The sequence below is a fragment of the Clostridium sp. BIOML-A1 genome (genome assembly GCF_009874105.1).
In the GTDB taxonomy this organism is placed as follows: domain Bacteria; phylum Bacillota; class Clostridia; order Lachnospirales; family Lachnospiraceae; genus Coprococcus.
On sequence record NZ_WWTL01000011.1, the window covers coordinates 67,699 to 84,314 of the forward strand.

General features: G+C 42.6%; 15 protein-coding genes. All 15 read left to right on the forward strand.

Annotated elements, in window-relative coordinates; genetic code table 11:
- Nucleotide 1: 1 nt before the first annotated feature.
- The 15 genes from infB (at nucleotide 2) to GT641_RS09860 (ending at nucleotide 16,448) form a co-directional block, all read left to right on the forward strand.
- Nucleotides 2–2,929 (forward strand): translation initiation factor IF-2, encoded by a 2,928-nt coding sequence (infB, locus tag GT641_RS09790; RefSeq protein ID WP_161117416.1) that lies wholly within the window; start codon nucleotides 2–4, stop codon nucleotides 2,927–2,929.
- Nucleotides 2,929–3,318 (forward strand): 30S ribosome-binding factor RbfA, encoded by a 390-nt coding sequence (rbfA, locus tag GT641_RS09795; protein ID WP_161117417.1) that lies wholly within the window; start codon nucleotides 2,929–2,931, stop codon nucleotides 3,316–3,318. Before infB ends, rbfA begins: the two co-directional genes overlap by 1 nt.
- A complete protein-coding gene (locus GT641_RS09800; protein WP_243143737.1) occupies nucleotides 3,308–4,255 on the forward strand; it encodes a bifunctional oligoribonuclease/PAP phosphatase NrnA in 948 nt (315 codons plus the stop codon). Before rbfA ends, GT641_RS09800 begins: the two co-directional genes overlap by 11 nt.
- Nucleotides 4,249–5,181, forward strand: coding sequence for a tRNA pseudouridine(55) synthase TruB (truB, locus tag GT641_RS09805; RefSeq protein WP_008401012.1), 933 nt, complete (start codon nucleotides 4,249–4,251; stop codon nucleotides 5,179–5,181). The genes GT641_RS09800 and truB overlap by 7 nt, the downstream gene beginning before the upstream one ends.
- Before the next feature lie 14 nt (nucleotides 5,182–5,195).
- Entirely contained in the window at nucleotides 5,196–6,125 is a 930-nt protein-coding gene (locus GT641_RS09810; RefSeq protein ID WP_021943975.1) for a bifunctional riboflavin kinase/FAD synthetase, read from the forward strand.
- 95 nt (nucleotides 6,126–6,220) lie between these two features.
- Nucleotides 6,221–6,577 carry a YlxM family DNA-binding protein gene (ylxM, locus tag GT641_RS09815; protein ID WP_021943974.1) on the forward strand — a complete coding sequence of 119 codons (357 nt, stop codon included), beginning with the start codon at nucleotides 6,221–6,223 and terminating at the stop codon, nucleotides 6,575–6,577.
- Nucleotides 6,578–6,609: 32 nt separating this feature from the next.
- On the forward strand, nucleotides 6,610–7,956 hold the full coding sequence (ffh, locus tag GT641_RS09820; protein ID WP_008401009.1) for a signal recognition particle protein: 1,347 nt from the start codon (nucleotides 6,610–6,612) through the stop codon (nucleotides 7,954–7,956).
- Nucleotides 7,957–7,997: 41 nt separating this feature from the next.
- On the forward strand, nucleotides 7,998–8,243 hold the full coding sequence (gene rpsP, locus GT641_RS09825; RefSeq protein WP_021943973.1) for a 30S ribosomal protein S16: 246 nt from the start codon (nucleotides 7,998–8,000) through the stop codon (nucleotides 8,241–8,243).
- A gap of 21 nt (nucleotides 8,244–8,264) precedes the next feature.
- Nucleotides 8,265–8,492 carry a KH domain-containing protein gene (locus GT641_RS09830; protein WP_008401006.1) on the forward strand — a complete coding sequence of 76 codons (228 nt, stop codon included), beginning with the start codon at nucleotides 8,265–8,267 and terminating at the stop codon, nucleotides 8,490–8,492.
- Between the two features lie 70 nt (nucleotides 8,493–8,562).
- On the forward strand, nucleotides 8,563–9,072 hold the full coding sequence (gene rimM, locus GT641_RS09835; RefSeq protein ID WP_044945007.1) for a ribosome maturation factor RimM: 510 nt from the start codon (nucleotides 8,563–8,565) through the stop codon (nucleotides 9,070–9,072).
- A gap of 17 nt (nucleotides 9,073–9,089) precedes the next feature.
- Nucleotides 9,090–9,815: a tRNA (guanosine(37)-N1)-methyltransferase TrmD gene (gene trmD / locus GT641_RS09840; protein WP_044945005.1), complete on the forward strand. Its 726-nt coding sequence runs from the start codon at nucleotides 9,090–9,092 to the stop codon at nucleotides 9,813–9,815.
- Nucleotides 9,816–9,895: 80 nt separating this feature from the next.
- Entirely contained in the window at nucleotides 9,896–10,597 is a 702-nt protein-coding gene (locus GT641_RS09845) for a response regulator transcription factor (RefSeq protein ID WP_008401003.1), read from the forward strand.
- On the forward strand, nucleotides 10,572–12,179 hold the full coding sequence (locus GT641_RS09850; protein WP_243143738.1) for a HAMP domain-containing sensor histidine kinase: 1,608 nt from the start codon (nucleotides 10,572–10,574) through the stop codon (nucleotides 12,177–12,179). Before GT641_RS09845 ends, GT641_RS09850 begins: the two co-directional genes overlap by 26 nt.
- A gap of 67 nt (nucleotides 12,180–12,246) precedes the next feature.
- Nucleotides 12,247–14,151 carry a DNA gyrase subunit B gene (locus GT641_RS09855; RefSeq protein ID WP_008401000.1) on the forward strand — a complete coding sequence of 635 codons (1,905 nt, stop codon included), beginning with the start codon at nucleotides 12,247–12,249 and terminating at the stop codon, nucleotides 14,149–14,151.
- Nucleotides 14,152–14,168: 17 nt separating this feature from the next.
- Entirely contained in the window at nucleotides 14,169–16,448 is a 2,280-nt protein-coding gene (locus GT641_RS09860; protein ID WP_161117419.1) for a DNA topoisomerase (ATP-hydrolyzing) subunit A, read from the forward strand.
- The last annotated feature ends 168 nt before the right edge of the window (nucleotides 16,449–16,616 follow it).

The following is a 16,616-nucleotide window of genomic DNA, read 5'->3' on the forward strand; positions in this document are numbered from 1 at the left end:
TTTGACGAAACTGAGAGTACACGAATTGGCAAAAGAGCTGAATATAAGTAACAATGAAATCAAAGCAATCCTTGGCAAAAATGGTATCGAGATCAAGAGCCATATGTCGGCTGTTGATGAGAATATGATCAATATCGTTAAGAAGGCATGCGGAACCGGTACAAAGAAAGCAGATGCGCCGGCAGCAAAGCCTGTACCGGAGAAGAAGCCGGAGGACGTAAAGGCGGCAAAGACAGCGCCGGAAAAGGTTCAGAAAGAGATTCCTGTAAAAGAAGAGCCTAAGAAAACGGTTGCAAGAAATGATCGACCGGCTACAGGGGAAGCGAATAAGCCGAAACAGGGTAAAGATGAGGGACATACGAGATTTGTCAGAGATGACAGAAACAGAAATAATTCCGACAGACAAAATAATGAGAGAGTAAGATTTAACAATAGTGAGCGTATGAATTCTGATAAGACAAGATTTGGCGACAAGCAGGGAAATGACAGACCAAGATATAACAACGACAGAAATAACGGTGACCGTGTAAGATTTACAAATGGTGATAGAAATAATTCTGACAGACCGAGATATAATAATGACAGAAACGGTACTGACAGAAACAATTCCGACAGACCAAGATACAACAATGACAGAAATAACAATGACAGAAATAACACTGACAGACCAAGATACAATAATTCCGGTGACAGAAATAATTCTGACAGACCGAGATTTAACAATGACAGAAATGGTCAGGACAGAGGAAGATTCTCTAACAATGGCCGTGGTGGTCAGGATCGTGGCAGATTTTCCGGAAACGGAGATCGTCAGGGCGGCTTCGACAAGCCGAAGTTCGGTGACAGGCCGGATAACAGAAACAACCGGTTCAACAATAACAGAAACAATACTCCGATGGGATTCGGCAAGGATGACGAGGATGATAATAATAATAATCAGAGAAGAAGTCCAAGAGCAAATACCCGTAAGGATTTTGAAGCAAAAGAGATGCCGGGCAAGGATTTAAAGAGCCAGAACAGAGACAATTATAACAGAGATAAGAATAAGCCTCGTAAGGGCAACAGAAGATCTCCGGAAGAGGTTGAGGCAGATATCAGCAGACTGGCTAAAAATGTCAGAAACAAGCATCATCAGCCACAGCAGCCTCAGCAGCAGGCAGAGGACAAGGAAACGATCCGTACGATCACACTTCCGGAGGTTATAACGATCAAAGAACTTGCAGACATTATTAAGGAGCCTGTAAATGCGCTGATCAAGAAGCTTTTCCTTGCAGGTAAGATGTATAACGTGAACTCTGAGTTAGACTTTGAAACAGCAGCAGAGATCGCGTTGGAATATAACTGTATTGCTGAAGAGGAAGAGAAAGTCGATGTGATCGAGGAGCTCTTAAAAGAGGATGAAGAAGACGAGAAGGATATGGTTCCAAGACCACCTGTTGTCTGCGTTATGGGTCACGTTGACCATGGTAAAACATCCCTTCTGGATGCGATCCGTAAGACAAATGTAACATCTGCCGAGGCCGGTGGTATCACACAGGCGATCGGTGCATCTGTAGTAGAGATCAATGGACAGACGATCACATTCTTAGATACACCGGGACATGAGGCGTTCACAGCTATGCGTATGCGTGGCGCACAGTCTACCGATATTGCTATCCTTGTTGTAGCAGCAGATGATGGTGTTATGCCACAGACGATTGAGGCTATTAACCATGCAAAGGCAGCCGGTATCGAGATCATCGTTGCTATCAATAAGATCGATAAACCAAGTGCAAATATCGAGCGTGTAAAGCAGGAGCTTACAGAATATGAACTGATCCCTGAGGACTGGGGCGGATCAACGATCTTCTGCCCGGTTTCCGCACATACAGGTGAAGGACTGGATAACCTGCTTGAGATGATCCTGTTAACTGCAGAGGTTCTTGAGTTAAAGGCAAATCCAAACAGAAATGCCCGTGGTATCGTAATCGAAGCAGAGCTTGATAAGGGACGTGGTCCTGTTGCAACTATGTTAGTGCAGAAGGGTACACTTCATGTAGGAGATTATCTTGCAGTTGGATCTTCCCATGGTAAGGTTCGTGCAATGCACAATTCAAAAGGTGTCCGTGTAACAGAAGCAACTCCATCCACTCCGGTGCAGATCCTTGGTCTGGATACAGTTCCATCAGCCGGTGAGATCTTTATGGCGGTTGATAATGAGAAGGAGGCAAGACAGATTTCCGAGACATACATTTCGCAGAGCAGAGTGAAGATGCTTGCTGAGACGAAATCCAGAATGTCACTGGATGATCTGTACAGCCAGATCCAGGCAGGTAATGTCAAGGAACTGAACATCATTATCAAAGCTGATGTACAGGGTTCTGTAGAGGCTGTTAAGCAGAGTCTGTTAAAGCTTTCAAATGATGAAGTTGCAGTAAAATGTATCCATTCCGGTGTTGGTGCGATCAACGAGTCAGATATTATTCTGGCATCCGCATCCAATGCAATCGTAATCGGTTTCAATATCCGGCCGGATGCAAGAGCAAAAGAGACAGCAGAGACAGAAGGTGTAGATGTTCGTTTATACAGAGTCATCTACAATGCAATTGAAGATATTGAGTCTGCAATGAAGGGTATGTTAGATCCTATCTTTGAAGAACAGGTAATTGGTCATGCAGAGATCAGACAGACCTACAAGGCTTCCGGTGTCGGTATGATCGCAGGTTCTTATGTATTAGATGGTATCATCAACCGGAATTGCAGCGTAAGAATAACCCGTGAAGGAAATCTGATCTACGAAGGCAAGATGGCTTCCTTAAAGAGATTCAAGGATGATGTGAAGGAAGTTAAGTCAGGATTTGAATGTGGTATTGTTCTTGAGAACTTTAATGACATTCAGGTAGAGGATCAGATTGAAGCATATCAGATGGTAGAGGTTCCAAGAAAATAATGAGAAAGAACAGTGTAAAAAATACAAGAATTAATGCAGAGGTTCAGAGAGAACTCTCACGGATCATCAGCAGAGAAATCAAGGATCCCCGCATTAATCCGATGACATCCGTAGTAGAGGCGGTTGTAACACCGGATCTGAAATACTGCAAGGCATACATCAGTGTCCTTGGAGATCAGGATTCCGTAAACTCCACACTGGAGGGACTGAACAGTGCAATGGGATTTATCAGAAGAGAACTTGCACATTCCATTAATCTCAGAAATACACCTGAGATCACATTTATCATGGATCAGTCGATCGAATACGGTGTAACAATGTCCAAAAAGATTGATGATGTTGTAAAAGACATCGAAAATGATGAGGATGATACAGAAAATGAAGAATGATTTTCTTACCATGATCGAGCAGGCAGACACAATCGCTATAACCGGACATGTACGTCCGGATGGCGACTGTGTAGGCTCAACGGTTGGATTATATAATTATATCATCAGCAATTATGATAAGCAGGTACAGATCTATCTGGAGGAATTCTCCAAGGATTTTCTGTTTTTACATGATGCAGATAAGATCAGTCATACACCGACAGATCAGGTCTATGATCTGTGTATTGCGGTGGATTGTGGTGATAAGGAAAGACAGGGAGATTTTCTTCCGATCTTTGAACGTGCGAAGCGTACAATGTGTGTGGATCATCATATCTCCAATCCGGGATTTGGTGAGGTATGCTATGTAGATGAAGAAGCGTGTTCCGCGGCAGAAGCACTTTATAAGCTGATGGAACAGGACAAGATTAATAAGAATGCTGCCGAAGCACTCTATATGGGAATTGTACATGATACAGGCGTATTCAAACACAGTAATACAACAAAGAGTGCGATGAGTATAGCGGGTGATCTGATCGAAAAGGGTGCAAATCCGTCATTTATTATAGATGAAACCTTCTATAAGAAGACATTTGTCGCAAATAAGCTGCTTGGAATCGCTCTGACAAAAGCAGAGCAGCATGCAGATGGCAGGATCATCAGCACAGTGCTTGAGACAGAGGATTTCCGAAAAAGTGGTGCAGGCAAGATCGATACGGATGGTATCGTTGATCAGCTTCGGATCACAGAGGGAACGGAAACGGCGGTATTTATCTATCAGACAGGAGAAGAAGAATACAAGATTTCACTTCGGTCGAATAATATCGTTGATGTAAGCAGGATATCCTGCAATCATGGCGGCGGTGGTCATGTTCGTGCTGCAGGTTTCAGCATGAAGGGAGATATCAAAGAGATCCTTGCCGGCGTGATAGAGGAGATTAAGGAACAGTTATGCTAGACGGCTTTTTGAATGTATACAAGGAGCAGGGCTATACATCATTTGATGTAGTAGCCAAGCTTCGTGGTATTTTAAAACAGAAGAAGATCGGTCACACAGGCACACTTGATCCGATGGCGGAAGGTGTGCTTTTGGTGTGTCTTGGACAGGCAACAAAATTAAGCGAAATGCTGATCGATAAGGATAAGACATACCGCTGTGTCATGCTGCTCGGAAAGACAACAGATACAGAGGATGTAACAGGAAAAGTCCTTACAGAGACAGCAGATATCCCGGATGAAGCATCGGTAATAGAAGCGGTAAACAGCTTTATCGGCACTTATGGACAGATACCGCCAATGTATTCGGCTATCAAGGTAAACGGCAAAAAGCTCTATGAATATGCCAGACAGGGAATTGAGATCGAACGGAGTCCGAGAGAGGTAACAATCCTTGAGGTAAAGATAGAGGATGTGTCGCTTCCAAGGGTTACATTTACCATACATTGTTCCAAAGGAACGTATATCAGAAGCTTATGCCGGGATATCGGAGAAAAGCTTGGCTGCGGAGCAGTCATGGAGAAGCTGGTCCGTACTGAAGTGAAGAACTTCAGGGTTGAAGACAGCCTGACACTTGCGGAGATCGAGCAGGCGAGAGATCAGGGAACGATCGCTTCATATGTAATGAAGAAAGAACTATTGCTGCCGGAGTATCCGGAGCTTCATATCGGTACAGATGAATATGCAAGAAAGCTGTTAAGAAATGGAAATAAACTTCAGCTTTCCCAGTTTGCGGAAGCTGTGAGTCCTGAAACGGTTACAGATGTTCCGGGCATCCGTGTCTATGATGAAACGGACAGCTTTGCAGCGATATACCGATATGAAAAGGAAAAGAGCATCTGCCAGCCGGTAAAGATGTTCCCGAAGAATGCAGAGACAGATAGATGATAGGATAGAAGACAATGCAGCATTATTTTAATCAGAAAGATATACAGATCAATACAGAAAAAGGTTCCGTCGTTGCACTTGGCAAGTTTGACGGTTTTCATCAGGGCCACAAGCTGCTGCTTGACGAGGTGCTTCGTTTACAGAAGGATGGATATACCGGAGTCGTATTTACCTTTGATATTCGTAAAAATTCGATCTTTGATGTAGATAAGCTTCAAAGCATCATAACCTCGGAAGAAAAATGTATGCTTGCAGAACAGATGGGAATCGATGTACTGGTGGAGTATCCGTTTGATGATGCATTTGCATCGATGGAACCGGAAGCTTTCGTAACGGATATCCTTGTAAAAAGGTTACATGCCGGATATGTAGTCGTAGGAACCGATTACGGATTCGGAAAAAAGAAACGCGGGAATGTAGAGCTTCTGCGGAAGATGGCCGGCGAATACGGCTATCAGGTGATCGTGATAGAAAAGAAAAAGATCCATGATGTCATTGTAAGTTCCACTTATATCAGAATGTTGATCAGTGAGGGAAAAATGGAAGAAGCAGAAACCTTCCTTGGCAGACCTTATTTTCTGTCCGGTCATGTAGTGCATGGCAGAGAGCTTGGTAGGACGATCCAGGTTCCGACGGCAAATCTGCTTCCAAAGCATGGGAAAATCTATCCGGTAACGGGTGTTTATGCATCAAGGATACATCTGGAGGACGGCAGGGTCTGTTATGGGATTACGAATATCGGAGACAATCCGACGGTGAATACAGATCGCAGGGTAACGATCGAGACGCATATCTTTGATTTTGATGAGGATATCTATGAACAGAAGCTGGTCGTGGAATTGTTATCCTTTATTCGCGGAGAGCAGAAATTTTCAGGTGTTTCAGAATTAAAAGCACAGATGCTTGCAGACATGGAAGTGGCAAAACAGAGGATATTCGGATAAAAATTAATTTGTCAAGATATTTTACTTGACAACGATGCAGGCATGGTATAGAATAACCCATGGTAAAGGGAAAATACTTTACAGGCGGTGATCGTATGGAGAAAATAGTCAGACAGTCTTTATTATATGATTTTTATGGAGAGCTTTTGACGGAGCATCAGAAAGCAATTTATGAAGATGTGGTCAATAATGATATGTCCTATTCCGAGATTGCCAGAATGAATCAGATCAGCAGACAGGGTGTCTATGACATGATCAAGCGCTGCGATAAGATCTTGGAAGAATATGAAGATAAGTTACAGCTTGTTGACAAATTCATGAAAGCGAGAAAGCAGGTCGAGAAGATGAAAGACTGCATTTCAGAGCTGATGGAGGAGAATCGGGATGACAGGCTGAATTCGAAGATAGAAGCAATCGACCGGTTATCGGATCGGATACTGGACGAGTTTTAGTAGATGAGTGTTAGGAACGAAGGGAGATATTCATGGCTTTTGACAGTTTATCTGACAAGCTTCAAAATGTTTTCAAGAAACTGAGAAGCAAGGGTGTTCTTACAGAAGATGATGTAAAAGAGGCAATGAAAGAAGTAAAGCGTGCTTTACTGGAAGCCGATGTAAACTTCAAGGTTGTTAAATCATTTATCAAAGCTGTAAGTGACAGAGCTGTTGGTGAAGAAGTCCTTAAGGGTTTGAATCCCGGACACATGGTCATTAAGATTGTAAAAGAAGAGATGGATAAGCTGATGGGTTCTGATGTAACAGAGCTGAAATTACTTCCGTCAAATGAGATTACAGTCATTATGATGTGCGGTCTTCAGGGTGCCGGTAAGACAACAACGGCTGCAAAACTTGCATATCAGTTTAAGAATAAAGGCAAGAAACCATTGTTAGTTGCCTGTGATGTATACAGACCGGCTGCGATCAAGCAGCTGCAGATCAATGGTGAAAAGGTTGGCGTGCCTGTCTTTACGATGGGAGATAATCATAAGCCGCTTGATATTGCCAAGGCTGCGATCCTGCATGCAGAAAAGAATCATATGAATCTGGTATTTATCGATACTGCCGGACGACTTCATGTAGATGAAGATATGATGGATGAGCTTGCGGAGATCAAGGAAAATATCAATGTTACATATACAGTTCTTACCGTTGATGCGATGACAGGACAGGATGCTGTCAATGTTGCAACGACATTTAACGATAAGATTGGTATAGATGGTGTGATCCTAACGAAGTTAGATGGTGACACCAGAGGTGGTGCGGCACTTTCCATTAAGGCTGTTACCGGAAAGCCGATCCTGTATGCAGGAATGGGTGAGAAGCTGACAGATCTGGAACCATTTTATCCGAGCCGTATGGCGAGCCGTATTCTTGGAATGGGTGATGTGGAATCGCTGATCGAGAAAGCACAGAATGCGATCGATGATGAGAAAGCGAAAGAGATGGAACAGAAGTTCCGGAAAGCATCCTTTGATTTCAATGATTTTATGGAACAGATGGATCAGCTTGAGAAGATGGGTGGAATCGGAGACCTGCTCTCCATGATGCCCGGAATGTCCAGTCAGATGAAGAATGTACAGATTGATGAAGATGCAGGCAAGAAGCCGAAGGCGATCATTCAGTCCATGACACCGAATGAGAGATGTTTGAAGGATCCGATCTCACCATCCAGAAAGAAACGTATTGCAGACGGCGCGGGCGTTCAGATCGCGGAAGTCAACCGTTTCTTAAAGCAGTTTGAACAATCCAAGAAAATGATGAAGCAGATGTCCGGTATGATGGGTGGCAAAAAACGCCACGGTGGATTCAAGCTTCCGTTTGGATTTAAATAAATTTTTATATTTTATATTTTATTTCAGGAGGAACAAACAAAATGGCAGTAAAAATCAGATTAAGAAGAATGGGTTATAAGAAGCATCCTTTTTACAGAGTAATCGTTGCAGATTCAAGATCCCCAAGAGATGGTAGATTCATCGAGGAGATTGGAACATATGATCCTAACCAGGAGCCAAGCGTAGTAAAAATCGATGAAGAAGCAGCTAAGAAGTGGCTTCAGACAGGTGCTCAGCCAACTGAGACTGTTGCTAAGTTATTCAAGCAGGCAGGTATTGAAAAATAATATCACCAGGGAGGTGTTTAAATGAAAGATTTAGTTGAAATCATTGCAAAATCCCTAGTAGATCATCCAGAGCAAATATCTGTTACTGAGACAGAGAAAGACGATATAATTAAAGTTGAACTGACTGTTGCACCAGAGGATATGGGCAAGGTTATCGGAAAACAAGGCAGAATTGCCAAATCCATCCGTACAGTTGTAAAAGCAGCTGCTTCAAAGGGTGACAAAAAGGTAATTGTAGATATTAAGTAGTACAAAGATCTTTTTGGGGGAGTTATCATAACTCCCCCATTTTTAGTTATAGTGGAGGAAAGATATAATTTTGGAAGACAGACTGAGAGTGGGTGTGATCACAGCACCGCATGGTATCAAGGGAGAGGTAAAAGTATATCCGACAACGGATGACCTGAATCGATTTAAAAGCCTGAAAAAATGTTTTCTGGTATCAGGCAGCAAAGAGATTGAAACTGAATGTACATCCTGTAAATTTTTAAAAAACATGGTAGTTTTGAAGTTTGCAGGGTATGATAGTATAAATGATGTAGAAGCTTTAAGACAGTATGATATTCTTGTAAACAGAGAGGATGCCGTAGCCTTAGAGGATGGTGAGTTCTTTATCTGTGATGTGATTGGATCAAAGGTATACGATCAGAATGACACAGAGATCGGTGTGATCGATGATGTACTGGAGACACCGGCGAATCATATCTTTGTTATAAAGAAAAAAGGACAGGACGATATCTATGTTCCGGTTGTAAAGGAATGGGTAACAGATATTGATACGGTAAATAAAACGGTAAAGGTACATCTTCTGAAAATCGCAGAAGATTAGGACGAATGGAGAGAATGATGAATTTTTATGTTCTTACATTATTCCCCGATATGATCATGGACGGGCTTAGAACCAGTATTACCGGCAGGGCGATGGAAGCAGGGCTGATCCATATTGAAGCAGTGAATATCAGGGATTTTACAAAGGATAAGCATAAGCATGTAGACGATTATCCGTATGGCGGCGGAGCCGGAATGGTGATGCAGGCGGAGCCGGTTTATAATGCCTATCAGTATTTGTGTGAAAAGACAGGAAAGAAATTAAAGGTTATATATATGACACCGCAGGGACGGACATTTACACAGAAGGTGGCAGAAGAATTTGCTGTTGAAGATGATCTGGTGCTTTTATGCGGACATTATGAGGGTATCGATGAACGTGTGCTGGAGCTGATCGTAACGGATTATGTATCGATCGGTGATTTTGTCTTAACCGGCGGTGAGCTTCCGGCAATGGCAATCATTGATACTGTATCCAGACTGGTTCCTGGGGTATTGAACAATGATGACAGTGCGGAGATCGAATCCTTTCATGACGATCTGTTAGAATATCCACAATATACAAGACCGGTAGAATTCATGGGGAAGAAGGTTCCGGATGTGCTGCTTTCCGGTCATCATAAGAATATAGAGGCATGGAGACTGGAACAGTCGATCAGCCGGACAAAAGAACGGCGACCGGATCTGTATGCGAAATATGAAGCAAATCACCCGGTTGTGGAGAAGAAAAAGAGAAAAAGGTAAATTTCCCGATTGAAATTCACATTTATGACATAGATGTTTGTTAGAATACAGCAAGAAATGGAAATAACAGGAGGTCGCATATGGATAGTATAAAGGTATTGGTAGTTGACGATGAGAGCAGAATGCGTAAGCTGGTCAAGGATTTCCTGAGTAAGAAAGGATATATCGTTCTGGAAGCAGGAGACGGTGAAGAAGCGGTTGATATCTTTATGAATAATAAAGACATCGGACTGATCATTTTAGATGTTATGATGCCGAAGATGGATGGCTGGGAGACCTGTAAGGAGATACGGAAGTTCTCACAGGTTCCGATCATCATGCTGACTGCAAAGTCAGATGAAAGAGATGAACTTCTGGGATTTGAACTTGGTATTGATGAATATATCACGAAGCCGTTCAGTCCGAAGATCCTGGTTGCCAGAGTAGAAGCAATCTTAAGAAGAACCAGTGATGTACCGGCTGACAGTGTGATCTCAGCAGGCGGTATCACGATGGATCTTGCAGCCCATATCGTAACGATCGATGGAGAACCAATCGAGCTCAGTTATAAAGAATTTGAACTGTTGAATTATTTTATGGTGAATAAAGGAGTTGCATTATCCAGAGAGAAGATACTGAATAATGTATGGAATTATGATTATTTTGGAGATGCCAGAACGATCGATACCCATGTAAAGAAGCTCAGAAGCAAGTTGAAGGATAAAGGTGACTATATCAAGACGATCTGGGGCATGGGATATAAGTTCGAGGTGGATGATGAGAAAAAGGTCGATAAGGAGTAAGATAACACTTTGTCTGATGGCGATCATTACTGTGATGATCCTGCTGTCAGGCATTTTGTCCGTTATCTTCATTAAAAAATATTATTACAATGAACTGAAAAATAATCTGATCCAGACCTATCAGGAATGTGATGCTTTTTTCAAAGATTCATCAAATAAGAACAGAGATGGCAGCTATGACCTTGACAGCATGGAGAGCCTGCTCGAGAATAAATCCGATGCGATGATCTATATTGTGGATGATGTTCATATGAAGATCTATACAACGGTAAATGAGGATACGGCTGTATTTAACAATCTGAAAAGTATCGGTGAGTTCCTGATGTTCTCAGACAGTATAGATGCGAATAATTCCCAGATCGAACGGGAAGAGGTCGAGAAGCATAAGGATTATAAGATACAGATCACAAAGGATAAGGATACAGCTCAGAGTTATTTTGATCTGCTCGGATTTCTGGATAATGGATTTGTTATTATCGTGCGTACCACAATTGCCAGAGTGGATTCCACGATCCAGACAACGATCAAATATTTTATGGCTGTACTGATTACAACAGCAATCATCAGTTGTATTCTGATGTATTTTGTCAGTGAGATATTTGCCGGACCGATCAAACGGCTTACCAGGGTTGCAAAACGAATGGCAACTCTTGATTTTGATGCAAGGATCGAGCATCCGTCCAATGATGAGATCGGTGAGCTGTCCTGTTATATGAATGATCTGTCGTATAAGCTGAATAAGACGCTGACGGAGCTTAAGGAGACAAACCAGAAGCTTCAGGTGGAAATTGATGAGAAGATCAAGATTGACGAGATGCGTAAGGAATTCCTGTCACATGTATCACATGAATTAAAGACACCAATCGCACTGGTACAGGGTTATGCAGAAGGCTTGCGGGATAATATCAATGATGATGAAGAAAGTAAGAATTTTTACTGTGATGTCATTGTTGATGAAGCAAACAAGATGAATAAGCTGGTAAAGCAGTTACTTGATCTGAATGAGATAGAATTCGGGCAGAACCGAGTGAATAAGGAAATGTTCAATATCGTTGATCTGATCCATAATTCCATCGATTCGTCTGCAATCCTTGCAGAGCAGAGTCAGGTTACGATCGTTTATGATGATGTAGATCCGATCAATGTCTATGCGGACGAATTCATGATCGAAGAAGTCTTCCGTAATTATCTGACAAATGCGATCCATTACTGCTATAAAGAGAAAGAAGTCCGTGTCTGGACAGAAAAATATATGTATGAAAAACCGGGAGACACATATGAAGAAGGATCGATCCTTGGAAATCTCCGTGTCTATGTATATGATCAGGGACCAAATGTACCGGAGGGCGAACTGGAGAAGCTGTTCATCAAGTTCTACAAGGTAGATAAGGCAAGAACCAGAGAATATGGCGGAAGCGGCATCGGTCTGTCCATTGTCGCGGCTACCATGCAGGCACATAAGAAGTGTTATGGTGTGTATAATGTAAAAGATGGAGTTGTATTCTATTTTGATCTGGATATCATCGGGGAGACAGACGATATCGAAGAAAAAATCGGTATTGAAAAGAAAGAAACAGAATAATTTCTTTGCAAAAAAATGGAATACAGAATATACTAATCAATGATTATGTGGATAGAGAGGAAATGTTATGTCGTATAGTGCAAAAAATATAGAGGTGCTGAAGGGACTAGAGCCTGTAAGACTCAGACCGGGTATGTATATCGGTAACACCGGAAGAAGCGGTCTGAACCATCTGATTCAGGAGCTGATCGATAACTCCGTGGACGAGCACCTTGCAGGTTATTGTAAAAATATATATGTCAGTATCAATGAAGACGGTTCAGCGACCGTGTCAGATGATGGACGGGGTGTTCCTGTTGATATACATGAGACAGAGGGAATACCTGCGGAACGTGTCGTATATACCGTACTGCATGCCGGTGGTAAGTTCAACAGCTCCACATATAAGATCAGTGGTGGTCTTCATGGTGTAGGTTCTGCTGTTGTAAATGCGTTATCAAAGAAGCTATTGGTTGAGGTCGCAAGAGACGGATATCTCTACACGGACAGCTATGAGTATGGCGTTCCGGTAACGGAGCTGACTCCGGAAGGAAATCTGCCGCGTACCCGGTTAAAAGAGAAACGAACCGGAACAAAGGTAACCCTATATCCGGATGATACGATCTTTGAAACAGTAAAATTCAAAGCCGATGCGATCATGCAGAGAATCAAGGAAACGGCATATCTGAATCCGGAGCTTACGATCACATTTCATAATAAGAGAGACGGCAAGGAACCGGTCGTATTCCATCAGCCGGGCGGTCTGTCCGCATTTGTAGAGGATATATCGGAAGGACTTACACATACTTCACCGATCATTGCGATCAGCGGAGAGAAAGAGAATATAACTGCTGATATCGTATTCGTTATGACAGAGGATGGGGAAGAAAACATCATCGGTTTTACAAATAATATCACGAATCCGGAAGGCGGAACACATGTAACAGGTTTCAAGTCAGGATTTGCAAAGCTGATCAACTCGTATGCAAGAAATGAGCTTGGGTTATTAAAGGAAAAGGATGCAAACTTAAGTGGTGCGGATATTCGTTCCGGTATGCAGGCGATCATATCTGTAAAGCATCCGGATCCGCAGTTTGAAGGGCAGACGAAGACGAAGCTGTCGAATACAGACGTTACAAAGGCAGTCGATGATATTGTAAAAGAACAGCTTACTGTTTATTTTGACCGTAACTACGATGTCTTAAAGGATATCTGTGATCGTGCAGTCAGCCTGTCTAAGAAGAAGGCTCTGGAAAAATCCAAGATCAATCTGAATAAATTCTCCTTTGAAGGAAATGGAAAGCTTGCCAAGCAGGAATCCAATGATTCGTCCAAATGCGAGATTTTCATAGTCGAGGGTGATTCTGCCGGTGGCTCTGCTAAAACAGCCAGAAACCGTAAATATCAGGCGATCCTGCCACTTCGTGGTAAGATCTTAAACGTAGAGAAGAAAACAGTAGCCAAGGTTCTTGAGAATGCCGAGATCAAAGCACTTATTAATGCATTTGGATGCGGCTTTATGCAGGGCTATGGCAACGATTTTGATATTAATAAATTAAACTATGACAAGATCATCATTATGACTGATGCCGATGTCGATGGCGCGCATATCGCTACATTGCTTCTGACATTTTTCTATCGGTTTTATCCGGATCTGATCAATGAGGGTCACATCTATATCGCAATCCCGCCGCTTTACAGAGTGGGCGAGGGCAAGCATATGCAGTATCTGTATTCAGATGAAGAACTGAACCGTTATCGAAAGAAGCATACCGGTAAATTCACGATCCAGCGTTACAAAGGTCTTGGAGAAATGGATGCAGACCAGCTCTATGAGACAACGATGAACCCGGAGAGCCGTGTGTTAAAGCAGGTATCGATCAACAGTATCGTGGAAGCAAATAAGCTGACACAGACGTTGATGGGAACAGAAGTAGCACCGAGACGAGAATATATTGAGACACACAGTACAGATGCAGTGCTTGATATCTAAGAGGAAAGAGGAAATCTATGTCTGAAAAAATCTTAAATGTTGATTATGAAAGTGAAATGGGACAATCCTATGTAGATTATTCCATGAGCGTTATAACAGAACGTGCGCTCCCTGATGTCAGGGACGGTTTAAAGCCGGTACAGCGTCGTATCCTGTATTCATTAAATGGTCTGGCAGGTTCAGATAAGCCACATCGTAAATGTGCGAGAATCGTCGGTGATACGATGGGTAAATATCACCCACATGGAGACAGTTCAATCTATGAAGGTCTTGTAAATATGGCGCAGAACTGGAAGCTTCCGATCCCGCTTGTAGATCCGCATGGTAACTTTGGTTCGGTAGATGGCTCCGGTGCAGCGGCAATGCGATATACCGAGGCAAGAATATCCAAATATACCGAGGATGTCTGCATGAAGGATCTGTCTTTCTTTAAGGATCAGTTTATTCCAAACTTCGACGGAACAGAGACAGAGCCTACATTTCTTCCGTTTCAGGTTCCGAATATCCTAGTCAGTGGTTCGACCGGAATTGCAGTTGGTATGGCGACCAATATTCCGACACATAATCTCGGAGAAGTGATTGATGCAACCGTGATGTATCTGAATGATCCGGAAGTACCGCTTGAGGATCTATTAGATGTGATGAAAGGACCGGATTTCGCAACCGGCGGCATCATCAATGCATCCAAGGAAGATCTGATGCAGGTCTATGAAACAGGGCTTGGCAGGATCAAGGTCAGAGGTAAGGTGGAGATCCGTGATATCGGTCATGGAAGAAAAAGTATCTGTGTAACCGAGATCCCGTTTACGATGATCGGTGGAACAGCGAAGTTCTTGGATACGGTTGCAGAGCTTACCAGAAACCGTGAATTACCGGCCGTTGTAGATATCGCTGACCGTGGAGATAAGAACGGAGAATGTTTGTGTATCGATGTAAAGAAGGGTACAACAGATGAAGAAATCCGGAATATCATTAATATTTTATATAAAAAGGCAGGACTTGAGGATACCTTTGGTGTAAATATCAACTGTATTTATGACGGCAAGCCGGAGGTCATGGGACTGAAGCGGATCCTGTCAATCTATACAGATTTCAAATACGGACTATACAATACTAAATACACGAAGTTGTTAGAAAATCAGATGGAAGTACGGGAGATCAAGACCGGTCTTCTTACAGCGGTTGACTGTATCGACCTGATCATAGAGATTCTGCGTGGAAGTAAGAAGGTAGCGGATGCAAAGGCATGTCTGATGCATGGAGATACCTCCAACATTACATTCCGGTTCAAAGGTTCAGAGGCAGATGCAAAGTTCTTATGCTTTACCGAGAAACAGGCAGATGCGATCCTTGCCATGCGTTTACAGAAGCTCATCGGTCTGGAAGTAAATGCCCTTAAGAAAGAACTGGAAGATGCAGAGAAGCTGATCAAGAAGTATTCAAAGCTGCTTGAAAGCAAGAGCAATATGAAGAAGCAGATGATCGCAGATATGTTAGAGATTAAGGAGAAATATGCGATTCCAAGAAAGACTGTGATCGCAGATTGTGGCGAAGTTGTCGTTAAGAAGGCACAGGCAGTCGAGACAGAGGTTGCTGTACTTCTCGATCGTTTCTATTATATCAAGGTCGTTGATGCCAATCTTTATGATAAAAACAAAGCGCAGATCGACAAAGACTACCGGTTCTCATTCAAATGTAAGAACACAGAACGTGTCGGTGTATTTGCAGATAATAATCAGATGTATATGATCAAGGTTGCTGATATCATCAAGCTTCAGGCAAAGAAGAATACCGGTAAAAAGGGAAATGGTTCCGGTCTGATCGGCAGATTGTCGGATAAGGGTATTCAGATCTTTGAATTCTGCAATATGAATGGAAATGAAAACATATTATATATGTGCTGCCTCGAGCAGATCATAGATAAGAACCTGTTATTTGTGACCAAGCATGGTCAGGCAAAGCTGGTTCCGGGAAATAACTACGATGTACTTCGTAAGATGATCGCAGCGTCCAAGCAGGAAGAAGATATCATCTTTATCCATGATGCAGAGATGGAAGATTTCATCGTTGTAAAGAGTATGCTTGGCTACTATGCAAGAATCCAGATCAGCGAGATCCCGGTCAAGGGAAAAGGCGCAGGCTGCATCCGCCTGGTAAACATCACCGACGATGATGAGATCGAAGAAGTAGCAGTCGGCAGCACAAAGGACAGCTTCTTTGTAGATAACACAGAGATCCTGTTTACACGAATCAAAGCATGTAAACGCGGCAGTAAAGGAACAAAGCTGCGGTTGTAGGGAAGAAAGGTAGGATTCGTACCGGAAAGAAGCAGTTATAAGACAATTAAAAAGGGCACTTGAAAAAACAAATGCCCTAGTATATAATCTACTTAGAAAGGTTATCGGATGTGTTATCCGATTTGCCCTCAGTTGAGAAAAACTAATAAGAATAGCATCCTAAACTTT

Bases quoted from the DNA above. Each gene is read 5' to 3' on its own strand.
- ylxM (WP_021943974.1), top strand. From the start codon at position 6,221: ATGGAGAAAATAGTCAGACAGTCTTTATTATATGATTTTTATGGAGAG.
- truB (WP_008401012.1), top strand. From the start codon at position 4,249: ATGCTAGACGGCTTTTTGAATGTATACAAGGAGCAGGGCTATACATCA.
- GT641_RS09830 (WP_008401006.1), top strand. From the start codon at position 8,265: ATGAAAGATTTAGTTGAAATCATTGCAAAATCCCTAGTAGATCATCCA.
- GT641_RS09845 (WP_008401003.1), top strand. From the start codon at position 9,896: ATGGATAGTATAAAGGTATTGGTAGTTGACGATGAGAGCAGAATGCGT.
- GT641_RS09850 (WP_243143738.1), top strand. From the start codon at position 10,572: ATGAGAAAAAGGTCGATAAGGAGTAAGATAACACTTTGTCTGATGGCG.
- GT641_RS09860 (WP_161117419.1), top strand. From the start codon at position 14,169: ATGTCTGAAAAAATCTTAAATGTTGATTATGAAAGTGAAATGGGACAA.
- ffh (WP_008401009.1), top strand. From the start codon at position 6,610: ATGGCTTTTGACAGTTTATCTGACAAGCTTCAAAATGTTTTCAAGAAA.
- rbfA (WP_161117417.1), top strand. From the start codon at position 2,929: ATGAGAAAGAACAGTGTAAAAAATACAAGAATTAATGCAGAGGTTCAG.
- rpsP (WP_021943973.1), top strand. From the start codon at position 7,998: ATGGCAGTAAAAATCAGATTAAGAAGAATGGGTTATAAGAAGCATCCT.
- GT641_RS09810 (WP_021943975.1), top strand. From the start codon at position 5,196: ATGCAGCATTATTTTAATCAGAAAGATATACAGATCAATACAGAAAAA.
- GT641_RS09855 (WP_008401000.1), top strand. From the start codon at position 12,247: ATGTCGTATAGTGCAAAAAATATAGAGGTGCTGAAGGGACTAGAGCCT.
- GT641_RS09800 (WP_243143737.1), top strand. From the start codon at position 3,308: ATGAAGAATGATTTTCTTACCATGATCGAGCAGGCAGACACAATCGCT.
- trmD (WP_044945005.1), top strand. From the start codon at position 9,090: ATGAATTTTTATGTTCTTACATTATTCCCCGATATGATCATGGACGGG.